This window comes from Seonamhaeicola marinus (assembly GCF_008085455.1).
Genome location: NZ_VSDQ01000679.1, coordinates 1,142,982 through 1,167,960, shown reverse-complemented (window position 1 = coordinate 1,167,960; position 24,979 = coordinate 1,142,982). Strand labels below are relative to the sequence as shown.

Sequence of the window (24,979 nt, the reverse complement as noted above, 5' to 3'; positions counted from 1 at the left end):
ACGATTGAGACATCTCATAATAGTTAAACTTTATGCTTTTATTTCTACTTCTTTTAAAGCTACCTTCAATAGCTCAAAGAATTGATCCAAATGGGCTTTTTCAATATTCAATGGAGGCAAAATCCTTAGCAACTTTTTGTTTGCTGCTCCTCCTGTAAATATCTTGTAATTATAAATTAGTTCTTTGCGTAGGTCTCCAACTTCAAAATCAAATTCCAAACCTAGCATTAAACCTCTTCCTTTTATTTCTTTTATCTGCGGAATTTCCTTTGCTTTCTCCATGAAATAAGCTCCCATTTCATTCACATTAGCTAGTAAATTCTCAGATTCAATAGTGTTTAAAACAGCCAAACCTGCGGCACAAGCTAAATGATTTCCACCAAATGTTGTTCCTAGCATACCGTATTTAGCCTCAATATCTGGATGGATTAATATCCCTCCAATTGGGAAACCATTACCCATTCCTTTTGCTAATGAAATGATATCTGGTGTTACATTGTAATGTTGAAATGCGAAAAATTTACCTGAACGTGCATAACCGCATTGAATTTCATCCGCCACAAACATGGCGTTGTTGGCTTTACATAAAGCGTCTACTTGTTCAAAAAATTCAGCTGTACCTTGGTCTAAACCTCCAATACCTTGAATAAACTCTACTATAACTGCGCAAACATCGCCTTTTTCAAGTTCTCTTTTTACGCCTTCAACATCATTTAGTTCTAAAATAGTAACCTCTTGTTGTGCATTAATTGGCGCAACAATGTTTTGGTTATCAGTTGCCGCAACAGCAGCAGAAGTTCTTCCGTGAAACCCTTTTTTAAAAGCAACTACTCGCTTCTTACCTGTTTTAAAGGATGCTAACTTTAAGGCATTTTCATTGGCTTCTGCACCAGAATTCACCAAAAACAATTGGTAATCTTTACATCCTGAAAGTGCTTCTAATTTGTTTGCTAATTCCTTTTGCAAGGGATTTTGTATGGCATTAGAATAAAATCCTAATGTTTCTACTTGTGTTGTAACGGCCTTTACATAATTTGGATGAGCATGGCCTATAGAAATTACTGCATGCCCACCGTAAAGGTCTAAATACTCAGTGCCTTGGTCATCATACACATGAATTCCTTTTCCTGAAACTGGTGTTACATCATATAATGGATAAACGTCAAATAATGGCATTTTTAACTCTTTTTAATTTGATTAATTTTTTCAAATGAAGCTGTAATTCCTCTAATTAATGCAGAACTTAACCCTTGATGTTCCATTTCATTCAATCCTTCAATGGTACACCCGCTTGGCGTTGTTACTCTGTCTATTTCTTGTTCTGGGTGTCTTCCAGATTCTTTCAATAAACTAGCAGCTCCGTAACAGGTTTGTAATGCTAATTCGTGTGCTTCTTCAGCCTCAAAACCTAATTGTATAGCACCTTGTGTAGTAGCACGCACAAGGCGCATCCAAAATGCAATACCACTGGCACAAATAACTGTTGCCGCTTGTATTTGCTCTTCAGGCATTACCATGGTTGTTCCTAACTGATTGAAAATAGTTTTTGCTAATTCAATTTTTTCTTCTCCCTTTTCATTGGCTGATAAACAGGTCATGGATTTCCCAATTGAAATCGCCGTATTTGGCATTACTCTAATAATATGTTTATCGGCACCTATAACGCTTTCTATCTTAGAAATGGCAAATCCTGCCGCCACAGACATAATTAAATGCTTTTTTGTAATTACATCAGCAACTTCATTAAGCACTTTTTCAACATGTCTTGGTTGCAAAGCAAAAATTACTAAATCAGAATTCATAACCGCTTCTTTATTGTAATTGGTTATGGTCACATATTCTTCATCCTCAAACTGAGATACCGCAGATGTATTCTTGTCACTTAGGTATAATGATGTAAAGGATTTATTTCCAATCAACCCTTTTGCAATAGAGCTTCCTAAATTTCCGGTTCCTATAATTGCTATTTTCATAATATCAAAAAGCCCTCCTAACCTCCCCATAAGGGGAGGAACTGAGAAACTATTATTTTAAATTATTATTCATTAATTCTCTACACTTTGATTTCCCCTCCTTTGGAGAGGTTAGGGAAGGCCATTTTAAAAATACGTAGCTTTTAAGCCTAATCCTGTTGTTTCTTCTAAACCAAACATTAAGTTCATATTCTGAATGGCTTGCCCCGAGGCGCCTTTTAACAGATTATCAATAATACTAGTTACTAATAACTTTCCATTATGTTTATGCAAATGAATTAAACATTTATTAGTGTTAACCACTTGTTTTAAATGCAATTGATCGTCACTAACAAATGTAAAGGCCGCATCTTTATAAAATGTGTTATACATCTCCTTAGCCTCTTCAACAGTTCCTTGAAAGTCTGTATAAATTGTTGCAAAAATTCCTCTTGAAAAGTTCCCTCTATTTGGCATAAATAAAATGTCTGTATCAAAACTACTTTGTAATTGCTTTACTGACTGATTTATTTCTCCTAAATGCTGATGCGTAAACGGTTTGTAATACGAAAAGTTATTATCTCTCCATGTATAATGCGTGGTAGCAGACAGTGATGTTCCTGCTCCAGTAGCACCCGTTACCGCATTGATATGCACATCTTTATTTAATACCCCTGCATCTGCCAATGGTAACAATCCTAATTGAATTGCTGTTGCAAAACATCCAGGGTTGGCAATGTAGTTTGCTGTTTCAATTGCCTCTTTTTGTAGTTCAGGCAATCCGTAAACAAATGTTTTTCCATCAAACACTTTGTCCGCCTCTAGCCTAAAATCATTTCCTAAGTCAATAATCTTAGTAGCATCAGAAAACGCATTTGCTTGTAAAAACTTTACCGAATTACCATGCCCTAAACATAAGAATAACACATCTACATTTGGGTTTACCGTATCTGTAAACACTCTGTTTATAGACCCTACTAAATCTTGGTGTATTTTAGAAATTTGGTTCCCAGCATTACTTGTACTAAACACAAAATCTATCTCAGCTTCAGGATGGTGAATTAATAATCTTATTAACTCTCCAGCTGTATAACCTGCGCCTCCTATTATACCTACTTTTATTTTTTTCATTTCGTTTCCATTCTTTTTCCAGTCCTACCAAGGTTTCAAAAACCTTACAGGTCTAACTCACATTATGAGTTTACTTGTTGATAAATCTTGTTTTGATTACCTATAATTTTGATGAATCCTTTGGCATCATCTGCAGTCCAAGCTCTATTTTCTTCTCCATAACTACCAAACTTAGCACTCATTAAATCGTGTTCAGATTTTATACCATCTAATGAGAAATGATAAGGTTTTAAAGATACAACTACGTCTCCACTTACTTTTTCTTGACTACTTTGTAAAAAAGCTTCCATATCTCTCATTACTGGGTCTAAATACTGACCTTCATGCAAATGCATACCATAGAAGCTAGACAAGTATTCTTTATGTTGTAATTGCCATTTAGTTAGTGTATGTTTTTCTAATAAATGGTGTGCTTTCACAGTGATTAAAGCAGCGGCAGCTTCGAAACCAACTCTACCTTTAATTCCTACAATAGTATCTCCCACATGAATATCTCTACCAATGGCGTAAGCCGATGCTAAATCATTTAATTTTTCAATATTTACTTCGGGCGCATTGGCATTACCATTTAAAGCTACCAATTCTCCTTTTTCAAAAGTTAAGGTTACTTTTTCTTCACCTTCCTTTTCCAATTGAGAAGGATATGCCTCGCTTGGCAATGGCTTTTCTGAAGTTAAAGTTTCGGCACCACCAACACTAGTTCCCCATAACCCTTTGTTTACAGAGTACTGTGCTTTTTCCCAAGACATATCAATGCCATTAGATTTTAAATATTCAATCTCTTCTTGTCTTGATAATTTTTGATCTCTAATTGGTGTAATTATTTTTATACCTGGTGCTAATGTTTGAAAAATCATATCGAACCTTACTTGGTCATTTCCTGCACCAGTACTTCCGTGAGCTATATATTCTGCATCAATACTTTTAGCGTATTCTATAATTTCAATGGCTTGAACAATACGCTCTGCACTTACAGATAAGGGATAGGTATTATTTTTTAATACGTTACCAAAAACTAAATACTTTACTACTTTTTGATAAAAGGTAGCAACCGCATCTATATTCTTATAAGTTGTAACCCCCATTTTATAGGCATTACTTTCTATATGTTGTATCTCTTCATTTGTAAATCCACCTGTATTTACACTTACGGCATGTACTTCATATTCTTTTGATAAACTAACTGCACAATAAGATGTATCTAACCCTCCACTATATGCTATTACTAATTTTTTCATTGGTACTCTTTAAATTTTGCTTTTTAGAATCTTGTTAAACTGATTTATTTTAGATTCGAAATATGGATTAACATAATATTTATATTTATACTCATCTCTAAGTTTTCCTAATTTTTCTAGGGTTTCGATTAGTACGGGAGATAAGTCTTTTAGCGTAATATGCCTCATACCTAACAATTCATTATTATGATGCACTGTCTGGTCTTGAGCTATTGATATAAGGAATTCTTTAGAGAATTTTTTAGTTAAAAAATCCATTAAAAGCAGTCCCAAATTATTATTCCTATACGCTTTTTGCACCCATAGAGATGAACGTTCGTAAACCGAATATTTATCAATAGTATGCCTATGCGCAAAAATATGCCCAACAATTTCGCCATCTTTCATTAGGAGATAACAACCATTCTTTAAACGGTCTAATAACATCCCAACACTGGCATGATACATAGCAGGAAGGTGTTTTGTCCTTTCTGAGATAATCTGCAAATGTGTTTTAGAAATCTCATGAGTAAAAACAACCTCTAAACCTTGTGCTTCGCAATAGGCTTTGGCTTCCTCAACAACAGTATTTTTTTCTATATTCAATATTGAATTCATTTTCAATAATTACCAAACACTTAAGGTTAAATAAAACTCAAGCATTTATTTAAGTCTAAAACTTTAGACTTTGATTTTATTACACTAAAAAATAACGAAAAACGAAAGCAGCGAATGCCTTCTTAAACTATATAGCCCCTAAGGGGCGGCGTGTTTGAGGAAAACGCACAACAGATGCTCTAGTAGATTCTACTAGAACAGAAGAGATAAGAGATATGTTGTTTCCTGTTTTCACTGAATAACCATCTTTACTATTAACTCTAAATCGTCGGCGTGAGCCCCTTTCGTTAATATGAGCGACAAAACTAAATATATTTTTACAAATACAACATGCCTAATTTAGTTTTTAGCAAAAATTATTGAAAATGCTTTTTTTCAGCATTTTTATTTTAAAAAATTCAATCAAATTCTTTTTTACACAAAAAAAGCGCAGTAAAAACCGCGCTTTCAATCTTTTATACGTTTAAAAAGCCCTATTTTACTTAAGTTCCCTTACCCAAATATTTCTATAGCTTACCAAATCTCCATGGTCTTGAAGAAAAATTGGTGCTTTTCCATGAGCTTTATAACTAGGTTTACCTCTATAAACTGTTGGTCCTAGAATTTCAAAATTATCCTGAATTAGCACACCATTGTGCAAAACAGTTACCGTTGCTTTCTTAACAACATTACCCTTTTTATCGAATTCTGGTTCATGATAAATAATATCATAAGTATTCCATTCTCCCGTAGGTACAGAAGCCATCGCTAAAGGTATAGATTGCTTATAAACCGATCCTACTTGTCCGTTAGAATAGGTTTCATTATCATTATTATCTAATACCTGAACCTCGTAACGTCCCTGGATAAACACGCCACTATTACCGCGTTTTTGCCCTTTTTTATTAATAATATCTATTGGCGACTTCCATTCAATATGTAACTGAACACTACCAAATTTTTGTTTTGTTGAAATACCACCGGTTTTAGGTTTTACAGTCATAGACCCATCGGCATTTAAAGTCCATCCAACAGTATCGTTTTTACCTGTCCAACTATCAAAACCTTTGCCATCAAATAAGACCACTGCGTCACTTGGCGCCGAATTGTTATGACCAGGAACTACTTTTTTAACTTTCGGTTCCCAAACTTCAGTAAGTTTCGGGTCTATTTTGTCTTGCGCTAAAGCAACGAAAGACACTAAAAGACACGCACTAAGAACATATATTTTCTTCATACTATATACCTAATATACTTTTTAAATAACCTTCATCAATATCACCACCCGCAAAGTCATCAAAACTTCGCGTTGCCGCTTCAATAATATGTTTTTGAATAAATGGCGCACCTTCTCGAGCACCTTGTTCAGAAGACTTTATACAACACTCCCACTCCATTACAGCCCATAAATCCAACCCATATTTGGTTAGTTTAGAGAAGATAGCACTAAAGTCAACCTGTCCATCTCCTAAACTTCTAAAGCGTCCTGCCCTGTCTTTCCAATCGGCGTAACCTCCATAAACACCTTGTCTTCCTGTTGGGTTAAACTCGGCATCCTTTACATGAAACGCACGTATTCTTTCATGATAAATATCTATAAACTGTAAATAATCTAATTGCTGAAGTACAAAATGGCTAGGATCATACAATAAGTTTGCACGAGAATGATTTCCAGTAGCTTCTAAAAAGCGTTCGTAAGACGTACCATCATGCAAATCTTCACCTGGATGAATTTCATAACATACATCCACGCCATGCTCATCAAAATGATTTAATATTGGAAGCCATCTGTTAGCTAACTCCTTAAATCCCATCTCCACCAATCCAGCAGGACGTTGTGGCCAAGGATACATTGTATGCCACATTAAAGCTCCAGAGAAAGACGCATGTGATTTTAAACCTAATCTTCCACTTGCCGTTCCACATTTTTTTACAAAATCTACCGCCCATTCTGTTCTGGCTTTAGGATTTCCTCTTACATGCTCAGGCGCAAAGCCATCAAACATCGAATCATAAGCAGGATTAACTGCCACTAATTGCCCTTGTAAGTGCGTTGATAGCTCAGTGATTTCTAAGCCATAGGAAGCTACTTTACCCTTTAATTCATCGCAGTATGTTTGACTTTCAGCTGCCTTTTCTATATCAATTAGACTAGATTCCCATGTTGGTATCTGAATACCTTTATATCCTAGGTCCGCTGCCCATTTACACATACCATCCAAACTATTAAATGGCGCTTCACTACCTGCAAATTGCGCTAAGAAAACCGCAGGTCCTTTTATTGTTTTCATCTATATTGTTGTGTTTAGTTTTTAGTCTTTACTTAATCTAACTTAGTCCAAGCTGCATTATTTTTATCGCTTTCTACAGAGGCATAAATAAATTGCATACCACGAACACCATCTTTAGCAGTTGGGTAATCTGGTGTTTCAATAGTTTCCCCGTTTAAAACCGCTAATAAATGCGTTGCAAAGTTTTTATAAATTGTTGCAAAGGCTTCTAAATAACCTTCTGGATGACCAGCTGGTATTCTAGAAACTGCTAATGCCTCTGGGTATAAATCATTTCCATTAGGTGTATAAATCTTAACAGGTGCTTCCAACCAATGTGTAATTAACTGATTAGGATTTTCTTGATGCCATTCTAAACTTCCTTTTTCACCATACACTTTAATAGCCAAATTATTTTCTTCACCTAAAGCTATTTGAGAAAAAGACATCGTTCCTTTAGCGCCATTCTCCATTCTAATTAACACATTACCATCATCATCTAAAACACGACCTTCTCCAAACCTTCCTAAATCTGCGGCAAGTTCTTCTATTCTTAAACCAGTAATATATTCTACCAAATTTTCAGCATGGGTTCCAATATCTCCTAAAGCACCTCCAATTCCCGAACGCTTAGGATCAACCCTCCAAGCAGCTTGTTTTTGCCCTGTAGCTTCCACAGCTGTAGACAACCACCCTTGTAGATACTGTACTTGGATTTTTCTAATCTTACCCAAATCTCCATTATCTACCATCGCTTTTGCCTGTTTAACTAAGGAATTTCCTGTATAATTGTGCGTTAAAGCAAATAACTTTCCACTTTTAGCAACTATCTTTTCTAATTCCACCGCTTCATCTAATGTTAATGTCATTGGTTTATCACAAACCACATGAAAGCCATTTTCTAAAGCCATTTTAGCAGGCGGAAAGTGCATATGATTTGGCGTTACAATAGCTACAAAGTCCATTCTAACATCTTCTGGCAATTCCTTTTCTTTCTGAATCATTTCTTCAAAACTACCATAACACCTATCTTCTGGAAGATACAGTGCTTTACCAGATGCAATTGATTTTTCAGCACTACTACTAAAAGCGCCACAGACCAAATCTATCATCCCGTCTATTGATGCTGCTTTTCGGTGCACATCACCGATGAATGAGCCGGTGCCACCACCGATCATTCCCATTCTTAATTTTCTTGACATTTTTATAATTTAGAATTATATGTTTTAAACTCTTTTAGCTTCCAATTTTTTACGTTGTGTAAATAGAATTCCAAATAGCAGAATTAGCGCTAATGGAAAGAATGCAATATTGCTTAATGTTTCTTGTCCTGCCATTAATTCTGCTTGTTCTACAGAAGCTCCCGCATCTATAGCCGTAGCTTTAGCGCTATCTAACCACGATCCAATTACGGGTTGCCAGATACTTGTAGCAAACATACCTACGCCTCCAATTAAAGACATGCCTAAGGCTCCTGTTTTTGGTAAATATTCACTAACAAAACCAATCATAGTTGGCCAGAAGTAACACACTCCAATTGCAAATAAAATAGCTGCTACATATACCATACTTCCTGTAGCAGAACTCATTAAGAATATAGCTATTGTAGCAATAATTGCCGAAGCAAATAAAACTCCAGGAGGATTTAATTTATGAATAATAGGACCTGCAAAATATCTTCCAACTGCCATTAATCCAGTTACCATTGCTAAAATTAACATTGGACTAGCTCCCGAATTTCCAAGAATTTTTTCAACCCACTGCTGTGTACCTAGCTCTGTTGTTGCTGTAAGCGTCATACAGATTGCCATAAATATGAATAATGGCGATAATAAACTTTTGATATTTACTTTAGTATCAGATACGATATTTTCGTTTTTCGGAAATGTTTGCCCGAAGAATAAGAATCCGTAAATTAATGTTGGAATTAACATAATACCTATTTGTAATTGCCACCCCATATCAAAGTCCGTCATAAATTTAGAAGCCAAAGCTCCAATTACGATACCGCCTGGAAACCAAACATGAAACTTATTCAACATAGTTGTTCTGTTATCTGTATACATATCGGCAATTAAAGGATTACAAGCTGCTTCAACCGAACCGTTAGCAAACCCTATAAAAAATGTAGAAATTAAAAGTGTCCAGAATCCACCTGCAAATATTGTTAAAAGCAAACCTAATACATGCGACACAAAAGCTATAATCATTAGTTTTCTTGCTCCGAAAGAATTGTACACCAAGCCACCAAAAATTGTTGCTATTGGAAATCCTAAAAACGCCATACTATTTACCCATCCTAATTCAGTATCCGACAATTCAAAGTCCGCTCCTAATTGCCCCAGAATACCTGCTCTAATTGCAAATGTCATAGCCGTTACGATTAACGAAATACAAGACGCCATGAACAACCTGTTCTTGTTTATATTTTCCATAAAAATTTAGATTAGTTAGTTATATTTTATGCTAATTGCTTTCTCACTTTAATAAGCAAATCTCTTGTTAATTCAATTCCTTTTTCTTCCGGCTCCTTATGACCTTCATATTCAATACCAACAAAACCACTATACCCTACTTCCTTAACCATTTCCATTACACGTAAATAATCTATAGTAGTTTCATTACCTTCTGCATCAAATTCATAGGATTTAGCACTTACCGCTTTTGCAAACGGCAATAGTTCTTTCATTCCTTTATACCTATCATAATCGTCAAAACATGGTCTTACGCCATTTGCATCCTTTTCACCCTTTTTAATGCAGAAATTCCCAAAATCTGGAAGCGTACCACAGTTGTCGTTTTTCACTTGAGAAAACACCTTATGCATCCACGTTCCATTGGAAGAAAAACCTCCATGATTTTCAACCAAAACATTAATACCTGACCCTTTAGCAAATTCAGATAATTGCCCTAATGACTCAATTGCCGTTTTTATACCTTCATCATAGTCACTCGCACCTGCTAAATTCACTCTAATGGCATGACAACCTAAAAAATGGGCTGCTTCTACCCATTTATAATGATTTTCAATAGCTTTTTTACGTTTTGCTTCATCTGGTGTTGCCAAACCTCCTTCACCATCAATCATAATTAACACATTTTGCTGACCTTCGGCATTAGCCCTAGACTTCATCTCCTTTAAATAAGACATATCTTTAGCTTTATCTTTAAAAAAGCCATTAACATATTCCACGCCTTCACAACCAAAACTTCTTGCTTTGGCCGCAAAATCTAAATTATCCATTTCACCGGCAAACAATGCTTTATGCAACGACCATTGCGCTAATGATATCTTAAATTCCCAAGGAGGTGTTATAATTTTCGAAGTTGTTTCTTCTGAAGCTGTTTTCTTTTCTGAATTCTTACAAGAAGCCAAACCCAGAAATGACAAAGCAAGACCAGATTGACCTGCTTTATAAATAAAATCACGTCTTTTCATACCATATGTTTAGTTAGTTGATATCGGTAATCACGTGAAAATATATAATTAAAATGTATTACATGTTTATTTTTATTCAGTGAAAGAATTTAAACAAAACTGTTAAATTTCAGGATAGGCCGTTAAGGATTCATTTACACAATGCAATCTTCTGTATTCATTTGGTGAACACTTTTCGTGCTTTTTAAACACTGTTGAGAAATACTGACTTGTAGTAAAACCACACATATAAGCCACCTCACTAACCGTTAATTTATCATTTTCTTTTAGAATCTTTTTAGACATCTCTAACCTACGCATTGTAAGATAGCGCATTGGTGTTAAATTCGTTAACTGCTTACAATGATGCGTAAAACGGGTTAACCCAACTCCTGCTGATTGTGACATTTGCTCTATAGTCCAGTTTTCAGACAAGTTCTTATCTAATTCCTTCAAAAAATAACTCACACTTCTAGAACTATCTGTTAAGGCTTCATTTAGCTCTATTTTTTCAGTATCCAATAAATCCAAAATAAGAATAAGCAGATAGTTTACCAGCAACCTTATTCTTGAGGCGTTACTCCCTTGTTTATCAGTATTAACCGCCAAATTGATTCGCTTAAAACAATCCCTAACACGTTGATCTGTTTTTAAAATAGATTTTTCATTATGTCTTAGCATTCTCGTAAGCCTAGATAAATCTGAATCTGTTAAAGTAATCCAATCTGGCCAAACCCATTCTTGATGCGGCCTTCTTACTCCCAAATCTAAAATAACCCAATAAAATTTACCCATCCCAATATTAGGATTACCTACTCTATGCGCTTCCCAAGGACGCGTTATAGTCAAGTGATTTGGCGTTAACAACACTTCCTTATTTTCTTGAGCATACGGCATTGTTCCCGACTCTAAAAAATGAAATTCAATCCCTTCATTCCTATGCCAATCTAACCCCCAATCTTGTGGCTCATCAGCATCCCAATATCCAATACTATTTAAACCCAAAGTATTATCATCTAACCTATCTCCAGGATATGTATGTCTTGCAAGTGCTTTAAACTTTAACTTTCTCCTTCCATAAGCATCAATTAAAGGCAAACAGGTATCAGCATGATACACAACCCCATCGGCTTCATATGGCTCAATTGTTTGTACGTTTACTTTCACTGAAATATTTTAAACATTATTGATTTGCAAAATAGCTATTTTTCAACTTAATATAAAAATTATTGCAATTTTCAACACTTTTAGCAATAGAACTTATATTACATTACCACTTTTAAACTAAAATAAAACAAACTAAATGAACAGTAATTCTGCTATAGAACAAACTGAACACTACGATGCTATAGTTATAGGAACAGGCGTTAGTGGAGGTTGGGCAGCTAAGGAACTCTGCGAGAACGGACTTAAAACTTTAGTCTTGGAGCGGGGACGTATGGTAAAACATATTGAAGACTACCCAACCATGAATATGGATCCATGGGATTTTAAACACAGAGAGAAACAACATCCAGACGATACCAAAAACCAACATAAACAAAGTAGATTATGGGGAGGTGCGTTAACAAAACCAGCTACAAAGCACTGGTTTGTTGATGACTTAAAACACCCATACAATGAGGTAAAAGAATACCTATGGCTACGCGGGTATCACGTTGGAGGGCGCTCAATAATGTGGGGTAAACAATCTTACAGACTGAGTGACTTAGATTTTGAAGCTAACAAAAAAGACGGCCATGGTGTAGATTGGCCCATTCGATACAAAGATATTGAACCTTGGTATGACAAGGTAGAAGAATACATTGGTGTTTCAGGTCAAAACTTAGGATTGGCTCAACTACCAGACCAAAAGCTAGAACCACCAATGGAGCTTAATTGTGTTGAGGAAGACTTACAAGAAAGCATTGAGACGAGTTTTGATGATGACCGCCTATTAACTATTGGTCGCGTTGCCCATATTACAAGTGATAAACCTCATGAAGGCAGAAGCAAATGCCAATTTAGAAATAGATGCATAAGAGGATGTCCTTTTGGTGGTTATTTTAGTAGTAACTCTTGCACCTTACCTGCTGCAGAACGCACTGGTAATATGACACTGAGACCACACTCTATTGCATATGAGATAGTTTATGATGACAACTTAAAAAAAGCTACAGGTGTAAAAATTATAGATGCCGAAACAAAAGAGAAACTCTTCTTTAAAGCAGATATCATTTTTTGTTGTGCCTCAGCAATAGCATCAGCTTCAATTTTAATGCAATCTAAATCTGAACGTTTTCCTAACGGCTTAGGAAATGATTCAGGAGAATTAGGACATAACCTAATGGACCATCATTACGCCGTTGGCGCATCGGCTGAAGTTGAAGGTTTTGATGATAAATATTATAAAGGACGAAGACCGAATGGTTTCTACATTCCAAGATTTAGAAATTTAGGAGATTCAAAAACCAAAAAAGACTTTTTAAGAGGTTACGGATATCAAGGAAGTGCCAGCAGAACCAATTGGCAACATGCCGTTCCAGAATTATCATTTGGAAAGGATTTAAAAGACAAAATACTAAAACCTGGTCCATGGCGTATTGGAATGTCTGGATTTGGAGAGTGCCTACCTTATCATGAAAATAAAATTTCTTTAAATTATCATAAATTAGATGAATGGGGACTTCCAACAATTGATTTTGATGCCGAAATAAAAGAAAACGAGCAAAAAATGCGCGAAGACATGCGAGATCAAGCTGTTGCAATGTTAAAAGCTGCTGGTTATAAAAATGTAAAAGGCCATTTAGGCAAAGCCATACCTGGCGCATGTATTCATGAAATGGGAACGGCTAGAATGGGACATGATCCAAAAACGTCTGTCTTAAACAAACACAACCAAATACATACTTGCAAAAACGTTTATGTAACAGATGGTGCTTTTATGACGTCTTCGGCGTGTCAAAATCCATCATTAACCTATATGGCATTTACAGCTAGAGCAGCAAATCATGCCGCAAAAGAGTTTAAAAAAAATAAAAACAGTTAATTTATGGACAGAAGAACCGCACTTAAAAATTTAACTGCAGACATAGGTTATACTGTAGCTACTCCAACCATATTAAGCATTTTATCTTCATGTAAAAATGATGAACAAACATGGACACCTTTATTCCTATCTGAAGATGAAAAATACATGGTTACACATTTGTCTGATATCATCTTACCAAAAACAGAACTCCCCGGAGCTATAGACGTTAATATTCCGCAGTTCATTGATTTGATGTACAATGACGTTGAAACAGACGAGAATAAGAAAATCTTTAAAAAAGGAGCTCAATTGTTTGCCGAAAAATCCCAAAAGAGCCTAAACAAATCCATTTCAGATATTTCTAAAGAAGATTTTAATGTACTTTTAGATGCATATTTCAATGTTTCGGTTGAAGAATCAAAAAAAATTGTAAACCAACTAAAGAAAAATGTAAAGAACATACCAGAAGCCAAATTAGACACCTATCATATATACAAATTCCTTTATTCAATTAGGCAATATACCATCTTTGGTTATTGTACTTCTGAAGAAGTTGGAGAAAATGTATTAGCATATGACCCAGTGCCTGGTGCTCAATTAGGCTGTATCTCAACCGATGAAACCAACGGAAGAGCATGGTCTTTATAACCTAAGACAAACTAATTATGGAAACTATTAACGAGAAATACGATGCAATTGTTATTGGCACAGGAATTACAGGTGGTTGGGCCGCCAAAGAATTATGTGAAGGAGGATTAAAGACGTTAGTTCTGGAACGCGGTAGAATGGTAAAACATATTGAAGACTATCCTACCATGAATCTAGATCCGTGGGATCAAGAATTAAAAGGAGATATCACTGCTGAAGAAAAGAAAAATTATCCAAAGCAAAGTAGAACTGGCTATACCGTAAAAAACGAAAGCAAACATTGGTTTGTTAATGATTTAGAACACCCTTACAATGAAACAAAACGCTTTGATTGGATGCGTGGTTATCACGTTGGCGGACGTTCTATTATGTGGGGAAAACAAAGTTATAGGTTAAGCGACTTAGACTTTACAGCCAATAAACGTGATGGGCATGGCGTAGATTGGCCCATTAGATATAAAGATATTGAACCTTGGTATAGCTACGTAGAAAAATATATCGGTGTTAGCGGAGAAGCGTTAGGACTTCCTCAACTTCCGGATAGTGTTTTTGAACCACCAATGGAACTCAATTGTGTAGAAGAACACCTTAAGGAAAGCATGGCAAAAGATTTTGGAAGGGTCTTAACCATTGGAAGGGCTGCTCATCTAACCAGCGTTAAAGGACGCGAAGGCAGAAGTAAATGTCAGAACAGAAATAGATGTATTAGAGGCTGTCCTTTTGGAGGTTATTTTAGCAGTAATGCATCTACCCTACCTGCTGCAGAGCGTACAGGAAACATGACATTAAGACCACATTCTATAGCTTACGAAATTGTTTATGATGCAGATAAAAAGAAGGCTACCGGTGTTAAAGTAATTGATGCAGAAACTAATGAAAAATTAGAGTTTAAAGCTGATATTATTTTCTGCTGTGCATCTGCTATGGCATCCGCTTCTATTTTAATGCAGTCCAAATCGGACCGTTTCCCAAATGGTTTAGGAAACGACTCTGGAGAATTAGGTCATAATATCATGGATCATCATTTAGGTGCTGGTGCCTCTGGAAAAATAGACGGTTACGAAGACAAATATTACTACGGCAGAAGACCAAACGGTTTATACATACCGAGATTTGTTAACCTTGGTGATAAAGCTAGTGAAAACAAAAACTTTCTAAGAGGTTACGGCTATCAAGGTAGAGGTTCAAGAGGAGATTATACAACTTCTATGGAAGAACTGGCCTACGGTGCTGAATTTAAGGAGAAAATCCTCGAGCCAGGTGGCTGGCGATTGGGTATGGGAGGCTTCGGAGAGTGCCTACCTTATCATGATAATAAAATGACCTTAGATTATGACAAACTAGATAAATGGGGATTACCAACCATCACGTTTGATGCTGAATGGAAAGAGAATGAATATGCCATGAGAAAAGACATGATTAACCAAGCAGTTGCTATGTTAGAAAAGGCTGGCTTTAAGGACATACAAGTTAGAGACCAACCTAAAGCTCCTGGTATTGGTATTCACGAAATGGGAACGGCAAGAATGGGAAGAGACCCTAAAACCTCGGTTTTAAACAAATACAACCAGATCCATACTGTGCCAAATGTATATGTTACAGACGGTGCTTGTATGACATCATCAGCTTGCCAAAATCCTTCGTTAACCTATATGGCCTTAACAGCAAGAGCTGCTAATCATGCCATTAAACAATTTAAAGCTCAGAACTCATGAAACGTAGAGACGCATTAAAAAACATAGGATTATCTTTAGGATATGCAGCGGTTGCTCCTAGTGCCTTAAGCATTTTACAAAGCTGTACCTCAGAAGCAGAAAAATGGGTACCACAATTTCTTTCTATAGAGCAGGGAGAAGTGGTTAAAAGCCTTGTAGATTTAATTCTACCGAAAACGGAATCGTCTCCGGGAGCTTTAGATGTTAATGTACCCGAGTTTATAGATTTATTAGCATTTAAATCGTACAATGAAGAGGCACAATCTAAATTTTTAGAAGAAATCAATGCTATCGTTTCTGAACTAATAAAAGGAAAGCCTGCAGAATTTCAAATTAAAGATTTAAAAACCGAGGATTACGATGCGCTTTTAGCAAGTTATCTAAAAACCAAACCTGAAGACCGTAAAGATTACAACACCAATCAAAAACTAATTTTTAAAGGTCTAAATGGTTTAAGATCTAGAGCAGTATGGGCTTTTAAAAACAGTGAAGTTGTTGGCGAAGAAATACTGGCTTACAATCCTGTTCCTGGTAATCAAAAAGGTTGCATGGATGTAAATGAAGCTACCAAAGGCAAAGGCTGGTCACTGCAATACTAAAATTCAAAAAATATGAACAAAACAATTTACCTATTACTTTTAGGACTTATAGTTTTAAATAGTTGTGAACCTAAAGAAAAGTGGGTTAAACTTTTTAACGGAAAGGATTTAAATGATTGGGTAATTAAAATAAAAGGACACCCAGCAGGAGACAACTACAATAACACCTTTGTGGTTGAAGACGGTATTCTTAAAGTCAATTACGAAAAATATCAAGATTCATTTCATAACACCTTCGGACATATTTATTACAAAAAGCCTTTTTCAAATTACCGTTTTAGAATGGATTACAGATTTGTAGGCAAACAATTGGCCGATGGTGCAGGTTGGGCCAATAGAAATAGCGGTATTATGATACATTGTGAAGATCCCAATAAAATAGGCTTAGACCAAAATTTTCCAGTGTCTATTGAGGTGCAATTATTAGGAGGAAATGGGAAAGATGATAGAACCACAGCTAATTTATGCACGCCTGGAACTAATGTTATAATGAGTGATGAATTACAAACTGCACACTGCATAAGCTCTAACTCAAAAACCTATCATGGAGAACAATGGGTGAATATTGAAATTGAAGTTAGAAACGACTCCATCATTAAGCATTTTATTAATGGTGAAGAAGTAATGCGCTATTCTAAGCCACAGTATGGTGGTGGTAATGTAGACTATAACATTGAACATTGGAAATCACTTGAAGGCCACCCCTTAAAAGAGGGTTATATTTCTTTACAAAGTGAAAGCCACCCAGTTGAGTTTAAAAATATTGAGATTTTAGAGCTATAAAACCACTCTTAAAAGAGAATTCGGTTTACATTAAAAGGCACAGGTAAGAGCAACTAAATAATAGAAAACACCTATTACTATTTTGGAATTTTAATTTCTACCAACATGAAAAAAAGCAAAATCCTAACGAGACGCAATTTTGTAAAAGATTCATCATTGATTACTGGAGGCTTAATTTTAACGCCTTCTGTAATGATGGGAAACTCTTCCTCCAAACCCATAAAAGAAAACACCTTAAAACTAGCTATTGTGGGTTGTGGCGGACGAGGTACTGGCGCAGCAGCTCAAGCCTTAAAAGCAGATAACAACGTTAAGCTAGTGGCATTAGCAGATGCATTTAAAGATCGTTTAGATAAAGCTCATGAAAGCCTTTCCAAAATGTTCGACTCTAGCAAAGTGGATGTTGCTGCAACAAAACAATTTGTAGGTTTTGGTTCTTATAAAAAAGCCATTGATGAAGCAGATGTTGTTATACTTGCAACACCTCCGGGATTTAGACCTCAGCATTTTGAATATGCTATTGCTCAAGGAAAACATGTATTCATGGAAAAGCCTGTAGCTACAGATGTAGCTGGAGTAAAAAAGGTTTTGCAAGCTGCTAAATTGGCAAAAACAAAAAACTTAAATGTTGTTGTTGGCCTTCAAAGACGGTATCAGAAAAATTATCTAGCAGCTTATGATAGGATAAAAAAAGGAAGTATTGGCAAAATTACTGGTGGTCAGGTGTACTGGAATGGTGGAGGCGTTTGGGTAAGACCAAGACAAGAAGAATGGTCTGAAATGCAATACCAAATGCGTAATTGGTATTACTTTAATTGGCTTTGTGGCGATCATATTTTAGAACAGCATATTCACAACATAGATGTAGCAAATTGGTTTATTGGAGAATACCCAATAAAAGCGCAAGGCATGGGTGGTAGACAAGTAAGAAAAGGAAAGGATCACGGTGAAATCTTTGATCATCACTTCGTAGAATTTGAATACCCAAGTGGCGCCATTATTTCTAGTCAATGTAGACATCAAAAAGACTGTTTTAGAAGAGTAGCAGAATCGTTTCAAGGTACTAAAGGCACTGTAGATGTTAGCGGAAGAAATATTGCAAACCTAAAATCATACAAAGGCAAAACTATTTATGAACATAGTGGAGCAAAAGACCCAAGTCCTTATCAAATTGAACATGACAAACTGTTTCAGGCTATAAGAGGACAACGAGCTTATATCAATGATGCAGAATATGGAGCCAAAAGCACAATGTCTGCAATTCTAGGAAGAATGGCGACTTACTCAGGAAAAGAAATTACATGGAAACAGGCTATGGATTCTAATTACCAAATTGTACCAGATGAAGATAGCCTAACTTGGGATAGTATACCGCCTACCATATGCGATGAACACGGAAATTATCCTATTCCTACACCAGGAAAGACAAACTTTATAACGACCTAAGCTATGGAAAGACGTGACTTCATTAAAAAAAGTGCTACGGCAGCATCTATTGCAGGTCTTGGCATTACTGCTGCAAATGCGATTACAAATCCTTTAGAAGATTCACCTAATCCCAAGCGTTTTAATATGAAATTTGCCCCGCACTTCGGCATGTTTAAAAATCATGCAGGAGAAGACCTTATTGATCAAATTAATTTTATGGCAGATCAAGGGTTTACGGCTTTTGAGGACAATAACATGATGAAGAGAACCATTGAGGTTCAAACTAAAATTGGAGAGGCTCTAGCCAAACGAAATATGACTATGGGTGTTTTTGTTATTCAAAAAGGTGGTAATTTAAAGAACACGCTGGCCGCTGGAAAACAAGAATTTATTGATATATTTCTAGATGGATGCAGAAAGTCCATTGAGGTTGCTAAACGGGTAAATGCTAAATGGCTCACAGTTGTTCCTGGAGCATTCCAAAGGAGACTTCCCATAGGAATTCAAGATGCCAACGTTATTGAAGCCTTAAGACGTGGCGCTGATATTCTTGAACCGCATGGCCTAACAATGGTTTTAGAACCGCTATCGGACTCTCCCGATTTATATTTGCAGCGTTCCGACCAAACCTATATGATTTGTAAAGCCGTTAATAGTCCTGCTTGTAAAATCTTATTTGACATTTATCATCTTCAAAAAACCGAAGGCCATATCATTAGAAACATAGATTTAACTTGGGATGAAATTGCCTATTTCCAAATTGGAGACAACCCAGGTAGAAAAGAACCTACCACTGGTGAAATAAATTACAAAAACATCTTCAAACATATTCAAAACAAAGGCTATGAAGGTGTTTTAGGAATGGAACATGGTAATTCCCAAAATGGCAAAGACGGAGAATTAGCCGTTATTAAAGCTTACAAAGACACATCTAATTTCTAAACAACTATTTAATGAGCAAAAACAGAAAAATCGCAAACATTGTTTTATGTCTTATTTTCGTCTCTTTCGCCATTATGCAATTAAATGATCCAGATGGCTGGCTATGGTTTATTATTTATTTGGTTGTTGCGGCTTTATGCTTAATCAATAACTTTAGAACAATAAACAAAGGAATTTTATGGGTTACTTTTATAGGCCTTTTGGCTTATTCCGCTTTTCACTTTTCTCTGTTTATAGATTATCTTCAGACTGATAACAAAGAAGAGATTTTCGGCGAAATGGTTTATGAAAAACCATACCTTGAAGGCTCAAGAGAGTTTTTGGGATTATTATTGGCTGCTTTAGCTATATTTTACCAAATACGTGGCAAAAAGACACAATAGTATTTGTGCAATTTTTTTCACTGGGCAATTCCAAACACAGATTAGGCAATAATTGTGCATCTTTGCTTAAACTAAAACTAAATTTTCCCAGAACATTTAACTATGAAGCATTTTAGCACAAAACTGTTATTCATTTTTACCATTTTAACCAGTCATTTTCTTTGGTCGCAATCATCTTTAAAAGGATCAGTACATGACGCTAATGAAACACCAATACAAGGTGCGCTGATTTCATTATCGCCTTCAAATCAATCTACAATCACAAGCGCTGATGGCGATTTTATTGTTCAAAATCTTTCATCAGGAAGCTATACTTTAAAAATCACACATTTAGGATATAAACCTCAAAGCATAAATTTTGAAGTATCAAATGAAGATACCATTCTATCTATTACGCTTGAAGAAGATTTACTAAATCTACAAACGGTTGTAGTTACTGGTACTTTTGATCCCAGAAAAACTATTGAATCCTCAACATCGGTAAGCGCGTTAACATCAAAAGACATTCAACAAAATTTCCCAAGAGGGACTGCCGGTTTATTACAAAATATACCAGGAACATTTACAGATGCCTCCGCTGGCGAAGTATTTACTAGAGTTTATACAAGAGGTATTTCTGCTTCAGCTGAAGATGATATGGGTTGGTATTATACCTCTTTGCAAGAAGACGGTTTACCTGTAAGCCTTGTTCAACATTCTTACAATGGACCAGATTTATTCCATAGAACTGATTTAACAACAAGAAAACTAGAAGCTATTAGAGGAGGAAGTTCTTCAATTACTGCAATGAATGCGCCTGGAGGTATTTACAATTTCATATCCCAAGGCCCTAGACAAAGTCTTGGCGGTGAAGTTCAATTAACTCAAGGTTTCCAAGGCAACAACAATAATTTACTACATAGAATTGATGCTAATTTTGGAGCACCCCTTCAGAACAACTGGTTTTTTAACTTAGGTGGTCATTATAGAAAAGATGATGGCGCTAGAAACAACGACTTTACTTTTAGTAAAGGCGGACAGCTAAAATTCAACCTTATAAAAACAAACAAGAATGGGTATTTTAAATTCTACGGAAAGTATTTAAATGATTACACCAATAGGTATACTGGTGTAGCGGCTACAGATTGGAATAATCCAAAAGCAGCATTTGGTCAGGACTTTAATTCAACATCATTATTAATGCCTTCTTTTGACGTTAATATTCCCGACGGCAGAAATCCCAATAACACCAACACTTTTAATCCAACAAATGGTGTAAATGCTAAAGATTTGGCTTTAGGGTTTGATTTTTCTCAAGATTTAGGAAACGCGTGGACTTTAAGTAACAACATTAAATTCTCCTCTAAAAATGCTAATTGGCAAACCTCAATTAGCAATGCCTTTGTCTCTTTAAACGATCCTACGGCTTACCTTTTAAGTGACCTAACTGTTTTCTCCAGAATGGATGCTACGCTTCCTTTTGGACAAATAGTGTTTAAAGATGCTCAATCGGGTTCTGAAGTTGCTCGTGTAGATAATAGTGGATTGTTTAGCGGAAGTCCTTTTCAATATTTAACTGGAGGTTCTTTACCAAATGATGCTATTATGGGAACATCTGCATGGTACAAAGATATAGATGCCAACGAATGGATGCAGCAATTAACAATTAATAAAAAAACAGAACACCATAACCTAACCTTAGGATTTGCAGGAGGCTTATCTAACACGTCTTATTTCGGACAAGGATCTTTTGTTTACGCCACATACGAACCAAACCCTAGGATGTTACAAGTTACCTTAGAAAATCCGGGGCAACCCGTTTTAGGGCTTTCAGATGAAAACGGCGCTAGTAATTATGGTGGTTTGTTTTATGTAAATGCAGAAGCAGACGTTACACAGTTAGCAGCATTTGCAAATGACAAATGGCACATTGCTGAAAACATCTATTTAGATCTTGGTTTACGTTACGAAAGTATTCAGCATAAAGGCCACAAAGATCGTTTTGCCCCTCTTGGATTATCTGGTGGTGTAGATGGAGATCCAAACACAGCTTATGATAGCGGTCTTGTTGGTCCAACTGGAGAAATAGACAATTTCAATTATACTTACAATTACCTTTCCTATTCGTTTGGTATTAACTTTAAACTAAACGAAAACTCGGCAGTTTTTGCAAGATTATCAAAAGGAAATAAAGCTCCAGAATTAAATTATTACTTTGATAATTTTCAAAATGTTCCGATTAATGCGGAAGGCGAAGTACAAAAGATTAATCAATTGGAGTTAGGATTTAAGCTGAGCTCAAACACAGTTTCATTTACCGGAACAGCCTTTTGGAGTAGATTAAAAGATATAGGTACGTCAAATTTTGAATTTGACGACACCAGCGGTTCAATATTCTATACGCCAATTCAGTTTAATAGTTCTAGAACAATTGGATTCGAATGGGAAAGTGTTCTAAAAGCAACAAACCAATTATCTTTTGAGTTTAATGGTGTTATTCAAGATCCAAAAGCAACAAACTGGAAGATTTACGATGCAGCAGGAACTGTAGAAACCAATGACGACACCGTTCTTGATTTCTCTGGAAACAGACTTGCTTTCAATCCAAAGCTAATGTTTAATCTCGGAACACTTTATCAAACCAATAAACTATCTGTTTTTTTTAAATGGCAATTTATGGGTAAAAGAGAAGGTAACGTTTCTAATGGCTTTCAGTTAGACGCCTACAGCACCTTTAATACCGGTATTGGTTATAAAATATCCAAAAGCATTTCTGCAAACGTAGTGGTAAGCAACTTATTTAATTCTGAAGGATTAGCAAACTTCTTTGGAGCCAACTCCTTTGGAGCCAGTGGTAGCGGTGCTACACCAGAATTTATTCAAGCTAACCCCGATGCTAGTTTTGTAGTAGTACCTATTTTACCAAGAAGTTCATTAATTAAACTAAATTATATATTCTAAGTTACAAACAACCTAAACAACTAAACAAAATGAAACAGTACATGCTTTTATGCAGCTTAATATTGCTTGTATGCTCTTGTAAAGAAGACCCAGAAGTAATATTCACCCAAGCTGCTGTAAAAAAAGAGGAGAAAAAGAAATCCTTATCCTATTTGCCCTTTACGCAAATAGAATTAAATGACTTAGGAGGTTTTAAACCTACTGGAGAAAATTGGATTATTGTTGGAGACGTTATATCAGATCGTAAAACAAAAAGAACTGTAACTTTTTCTGAAGGTACAGGTATTATTTTAAATAAAAACGACCAAGAAAAGGAAAAAAACAAAAACCTTTATACACCTTTTGAGCATGGTGATATAGAACTAGAACTAGATGTTATGGTTCCTGTTGGTTCTAATTCTGGACTTTATTTCCAAGGACGTTATGAGGTTCAAATTTATGATAGTTGGAAAGTTAAAAAGCCAAAATATGTGGATATGGGCGGGATCTACCAGCGTTGGGATAAAGAAGCCCCTAAAGGAAAAGAAGGATACGAAGGAACATCCCCAAGGGTAAATGCTGCAAAAGCACCTGGCCTTTGGCAGCATTTAAAAGTTATTTTCCATGCAGCTAAATTTAATAAAGCAGGTAAAAAAACAAAAAATGCTTGGTTTGAAGAAGTTTGGCTTAATGGTGTACTAGTCCAAGAAAATGTAGAATTAACAGGACCAACAAGAGGCGGAGGCACTAATGCCGATGAAAAACCAAGAGGACCATTAATGATTCAGGGGGACCATGGCCCAGTAGCCTTTAAAAATATTAAATACAAACTGTATGAAGACAACAAGCTTAAAATTTCTAATCTAGTTAGAACTGAATATAAACACTCAGGCAAAACAATTGGAAACTTAGATACAATAGCAAAAGTAAGTGAGGAAAAAGCAAAGGTCTTATCCTTTAGTGATGTTACCAGCAAAAGAGAAAGAAAAATGGTTGCTTTTTCTGGTACGCTTTCTGTGCCTAAATCTGGAGATTACCTTTTTGCAAGTCAAACAACAGGTATTGCTGAACTGTACTTAAACAAGAAAAAAGCGTTTCGCTTTAAAGGTAGCCGAGATGAATTTGGTTTTAATACCGTAACTCTAGAAAAAGGCAATATTCCATTCACCGTTGTTTATAACCAGCATGCTCCTTGGGCTCGTGGATGTAACTTGTTTGTAGAAGGACCTGAAATGAAGGCCTATTCACTTTTTGAAGGTGTGAAGAAAGGCGCTGGAGAATTTGACCCATTAAAAGGCATCATTGTTGAGCCCAAAGATAAACCAGTAATGCAACGTAGTTTTGTAAACCATAAAGACCAAAAGCATACGCATGCCATATCCGTTGGAACACCTCAAGGCGTTCATTATTCCTATAATCTTGCAACTGGGTCTTTATTAAAAGTTTGGAGAGGATCGTTTCTAAATACCACACATATGTGGCTTTCAAGAGGATTTAAACAATTAGGTGAACCAGTAGGGTTTGCAATAGCTATGCACGGAGATTTGGAATTTGCACCACTTGAAACCGAAAATACCCCATGGCCTATTCCTTTACCTGAAAATAAAGGTTTTAAACAACTTGGTTATGAATTAGACGCCTCAAGAATGCCGACATTCTCTTATCAGCTTGGAAAAACCGTAATTACTAATACGTTTACAGTACCTGAAGGTAGTCGCCAGTTGAACAAATCAATAACTGTTTCCAAAGGAAAAAATCTATGGCATAAAATTGCAGATGGTGAAAACATCAAGGAACTTCCAGATAATATTTATGTAGTTAACAATGAGAGTTATTATGTCGATTTATCTGGTAATGAGCTTAAGGCAACTATCAGAAATATTGATGGCAAAGATGAACTTTTAATTAAAGTTCCTGATGGAGACAGTAAGATTAATTATAGCATTATCTGGTAAACTAAAAACAAT

General features: G+C 35.8%; 21 protein-coding genes. 10 read left to right on the top strand and 11 right to left on the bottom strand.

Annotation, left to right across the window (positions count from 1 at the left end):
* Positions 1 to 30: 30 nt before the first annotated feature.
* The 11 genes from FUA24_RS15890 to FUA24_RS15840 form a co-directional block, all read right to left on the bottom strand.
* Positions 31 to 1,176 carry an aspartate aminotransferase family protein gene (locus tag FUA24_RS15890; protein WP_148544031.1) on the bottom strand — a complete coding sequence of 382 codons (1,146 nt, stop codon included), beginning with the start codon at positions 1,174 to 1,176 and terminating at the stop codon, positions 31 to 33.
* 2 nt (positions 1,177 to 1,178) lie between these two features.
* Positions 1,179 to 1,973 carry a pyrroline-5-carboxylate reductase gene (proC, locus tag FUA24_RS15885; RefSeq protein WP_148544030.1) on the bottom strand — a complete coding sequence of 265 codons (795 nt, stop codon included), beginning with the start codon at positions 1,971 to 1,973 and terminating at the stop codon, positions 1,179 to 1,181.
* 126 nt (positions 1,974 to 2,099) lie between these two features.
* Positions 2,100 to 3,083, bottom strand: a complete 984-nt coding sequence (gene argC / locus FUA24_RS15880; RefSeq protein WP_148544029.1) for an N-acetyl-gamma-glutamyl-phosphate reductase — start codon at positions 3,081 to 3,083, stop codon at positions 2,100 to 2,102.
* Positions 3,084 to 3,145: 62 nt separating this feature from the next.
* Positions 3,146 to 4,321 (bottom strand): argininosuccinate synthase, encoded by a 1,176-nt coding sequence (locus FUA24_RS15875; RefSeq protein WP_148544028.1) that lies wholly within the window; start codon positions 4,319 to 4,321, stop codon positions 3,146 to 3,148.
* 9 nt (positions 4,322 to 4,330) lie between these two features.
* Complete coding sequence (locus tag FUA24_RS15870; RefSeq protein WP_187388300.1) at positions 4,331 to 4,906, bottom strand: GNAT family N-acetyltransferase; 576 nt, start codon at positions 4,904 to 4,906, stop codon at positions 4,331 to 4,333.
* A 490-nt stretch (positions 4,907 to 5,396) separates the two neighbouring features.
* Positions 5,397 to 6,134 carry a 3-keto-disaccharide hydrolase gene (locus FUA24_RS15865; RefSeq protein ID WP_148544026.1) on the bottom strand — a complete coding sequence of 246 codons (738 nt, stop codon included), beginning with the start codon at positions 6,132 to 6,134 and terminating at the stop codon, positions 5,397 to 5,399.
* Between the two features lies 1 nt (position 6,135).
* Positions 6,136 to 7,188: a sugar phosphate isomerase/epimerase family protein gene (locus tag FUA24_RS15860; protein WP_148544025.1), complete on the bottom strand. Its 1,053-nt coding sequence runs from the start codon at positions 7,186 to 7,188 to the stop codon at positions 6,136 to 6,138.
* A 32-nt stretch (positions 7,189 to 7,220) separates the two neighbouring features.
* Positions 7,221 to 8,369 carry a Gfo/Idh/MocA family protein gene (locus tag FUA24_RS15855; RefSeq protein WP_246147062.1) on the bottom strand — a complete coding sequence of 383 codons (1,149 nt, stop codon included), beginning with the start codon at positions 8,367 to 8,369 and terminating at the stop codon, positions 7,221 to 7,223.
* A 24-nt stretch (positions 8,370 to 8,393) separates the two neighbouring features.
* A complete protein-coding gene (locus tag FUA24_RS15850) occupies positions 8,394 to 9,602 on the bottom strand; it encodes an MFS transporter (RefSeq protein ID WP_148544024.1) in 1,209 nt (402 codons plus the stop codon).
* 26 nt (positions 9,603 to 9,628) lie between these two features.
* A complete protein-coding gene (locus tag FUA24_RS15845; protein WP_148544023.1) occupies positions 9,629 to 10,606 on the bottom strand; it encodes a sugar phosphate isomerase/epimerase family protein in 978 nt (325 codons plus the stop codon).
* Between the two features lie 102 nt (positions 10,607 to 10,708).
* Complete coding sequence (locus tag FUA24_RS15840) at positions 10,709 to 11,752, bottom strand: helix-turn-helix transcriptional regulator (protein ID WP_148544022.1); 1,044 nt, start codon at positions 11,750 to 11,752, stop codon at positions 10,709 to 10,711.
* Between the two features lie 136 nt (positions 11,753 to 11,888).
* Between FUA24_RS15840 and FUA24_RS15835 the strand changes: the two genes are divergently transcribed.
* From FUA24_RS15835 to FUA24_RS15790, 10 genes are all read left to right on the top strand, one after another.
* The gene (locus tag FUA24_RS15835) at positions 11,889 to 13,613 is read left to right on the top strand and encodes a GMC oxidoreductase (protein WP_148544021.1); all 1,725 of its coding nucleotides are present in this window, start codon (positions 11,889 to 11,891) and stop codon (positions 13,611 to 13,613) included.
* 3 nt (positions 13,614 to 13,616) lie between these two features.
* On the top strand, positions 13,617 to 14,243 hold the full coding sequence (locus FUA24_RS15830) for a gluconate 2-dehydrogenase subunit 3 family protein (RefSeq protein WP_148544020.1): 627 nt from the start codon (positions 13,617 to 13,619) through the stop codon (positions 14,241 to 14,243).
* 17 nt (positions 14,244 to 14,260) lie between these two features.
* Complete coding sequence (locus FUA24_RS15825; RefSeq protein WP_148544019.1) at positions 14,261 to 15,958, top strand: GMC oxidoreductase; 1,698 nt, start codon at positions 14,261 to 14,263, stop codon at positions 15,956 to 15,958.
* Positions 15,955 to 16,557, top strand: a complete 603-nt coding sequence (locus FUA24_RS15820; protein WP_148544018.1) for a gluconate 2-dehydrogenase subunit 3 family protein — start codon at positions 15,955 to 15,957, stop codon at positions 16,555 to 16,557. The genes FUA24_RS15825 and FUA24_RS15820 overlap by 4 nt, the downstream gene beginning before the upstream one ends.
* 12 nt (positions 16,558 to 16,569) lie before the next feature.
* Positions 16,570 to 17,340, top strand: coding sequence for a 3-keto-disaccharide hydrolase (locus FUA24_RS15815; protein ID WP_148544017.1), 771 nt, complete (start codon positions 16,570 to 16,572; stop codon positions 17,338 to 17,340).
* Between the two features lie 105 nt (positions 17,341 to 17,445).
* A complete protein-coding gene (locus FUA24_RS15810; RefSeq protein ID WP_148544016.1) occupies positions 17,446 to 18,786 on the top strand; it encodes a Gfo/Idh/MocA family protein in 1,341 nt (446 codons plus the stop codon).
* Between the two features lie 3 nt (positions 18,787 to 18,789).
* Positions 18,790 to 19,710 (top strand): hydroxypyruvate isomerase family protein, encoded by a 921-nt coding sequence (locus FUA24_RS15805; protein WP_148544015.1) that lies wholly within the window; start codon positions 18,790 to 18,792, stop codon positions 19,708 to 19,710.
* Between the two features lie 11 nt (positions 19,711 to 19,721).
* Complete coding sequence (locus FUA24_RS15800; RefSeq protein ID WP_148544014.1) at positions 19,722 to 20,093, top strand: transmembrane 220 family protein; 372 nt, start codon at positions 19,722 to 19,724, stop codon at positions 20,091 to 20,093.
* 102 nt (positions 20,094 to 20,195) lie between these two features.
* A complete protein-coding gene (locus FUA24_RS15795) occupies positions 20,196 to 23,033 on the top strand; it encodes a TonB-dependent receptor (protein WP_148544013.1) in 2,838 nt (945 codons plus the stop codon).
* A 29-nt stretch (positions 23,034 to 23,062) separates the two neighbouring features.
* Positions 23,063 to 24,967 (top strand): family 16 glycoside hydrolase, encoded by a 1,905-nt coding sequence (locus FUA24_RS15790; RefSeq protein ID WP_148544012.1) that lies wholly within the window; start codon positions 23,063 to 23,065, stop codon positions 24,965 to 24,967.
* Positions 24,968 to 24,979 lie beyond the last annotated feature (12 nt).

Coding starts and splice junctions, on each gene's coding strand:
- FUA24_RS15890 (WP_148544031.1), bottom strand. CDS start 1,176: ATGCCATTATTTGACGTTTATCCATTATATGATGTAACACCAGTTTCA.
- proC (WP_148544030.1), bottom strand. CDS start 1,973: ATGAAAATAGCAATTATAGGAACCGGAAATTTAGGAAGCTCTATTGCA.
- argC (WP_148544029.1), bottom strand. CDS start 3,083: ATGAAAAAAATAAAAGTAGGTATAATAGGAGGCGCAGGTTATACAGCT.
- FUA24_RS15875 (WP_148544028.1), bottom strand. CDS start 4,321: ATGAAAAAATTAGTAATAGCATATAGTGGAGGGTTAGATACATCTTAT.
- FUA24_RS15865 (WP_148544026.1), bottom strand. CDS start 6,134: ATGAAGAAAATATATGTTCTTAGTGCGTGTCTTTTAGTGTCTTTCGTT.
- FUA24_RS15860 (WP_148544025.1), bottom strand. CDS start 7,188: ATGAAAACAATAAAAGGACCTGCGGTTTTCTTAGCGCAATTTGCAGGT.
- FUA24_RS15855 (WP_246147062.1), bottom strand. CDS start 8,369: ATGTCAAGAAAATTAAGAATGGGAATGATCGGTGGTGGCACCGGCTCA.
- FUA24_RS15850 (WP_148544024.1), bottom strand. CDS start 9,602: ATGGAAAATATAAACAAGAACAGGTTGTTCATGGCGTCTTGTATTTCG.
- FUA24_RS15845 (WP_148544023.1), bottom strand. CDS start 10,606: ATGAAAAGACGTGATTTTATTTATAAAGCAGGTCAATCTGGTCTTGCT.
- FUA24_RS15835 (WP_148544021.1), top strand. CDS start 11,889: ATGAACAGTAATTCTGCTATAGAACAAACTGAACACTACGATGCTATA.
- FUA24_RS15830 (WP_148544020.1), top strand. CDS start 13,617: ATGGACAGAAGAACCGCACTTAAAAATTTAACTGCAGACATAGGTTAT.
- FUA24_RS15825 (WP_148544019.1), top strand. CDS start 14,261: ATGGAAACTATTAACGAGAAATACGATGCAATTGTTATTGGCACAGGA.
- FUA24_RS15820 (WP_148544018.1), top strand. CDS start 15,955: ATGAAACGTAGAGACGCATTAAAAAACATAGGATTATCTTTAGGATAT.
- FUA24_RS15815 (WP_148544017.1), top strand. CDS start 16,570: ATGAACAAAACAATTTACCTATTACTTTTAGGACTTATAGTTTTAAAT.
- FUA24_RS15810 (WP_148544016.1), top strand. CDS start 17,446: ATGAAAAAAAGCAAAATCCTAACGAGACGCAATTTTGTAAAAGATTCA.
- FUA24_RS15805 (WP_148544015.1), top strand. CDS start 18,790: ATGGAAAGACGTGACTTCATTAAAAAAAGTGCTACGGCAGCATCTATT.
- FUA24_RS15800 (WP_148544014.1), top strand. CDS start 19,722: ATGAGCAAAAACAGAAAAATCGCAAACATTGTTTTATGTCTTATTTTC.
- FUA24_RS15795 (WP_148544013.1), top strand. CDS start 20,196: ATGAAGCATTTTAGCACAAAACTGTTATTCATTTTTACCATTTTAACC.
- FUA24_RS15790 (WP_148544012.1), top strand. CDS start 23,063: ATGAAACAGTACATGCTTTTATGCAGCTTAATATTGCTTGTATGCTCT.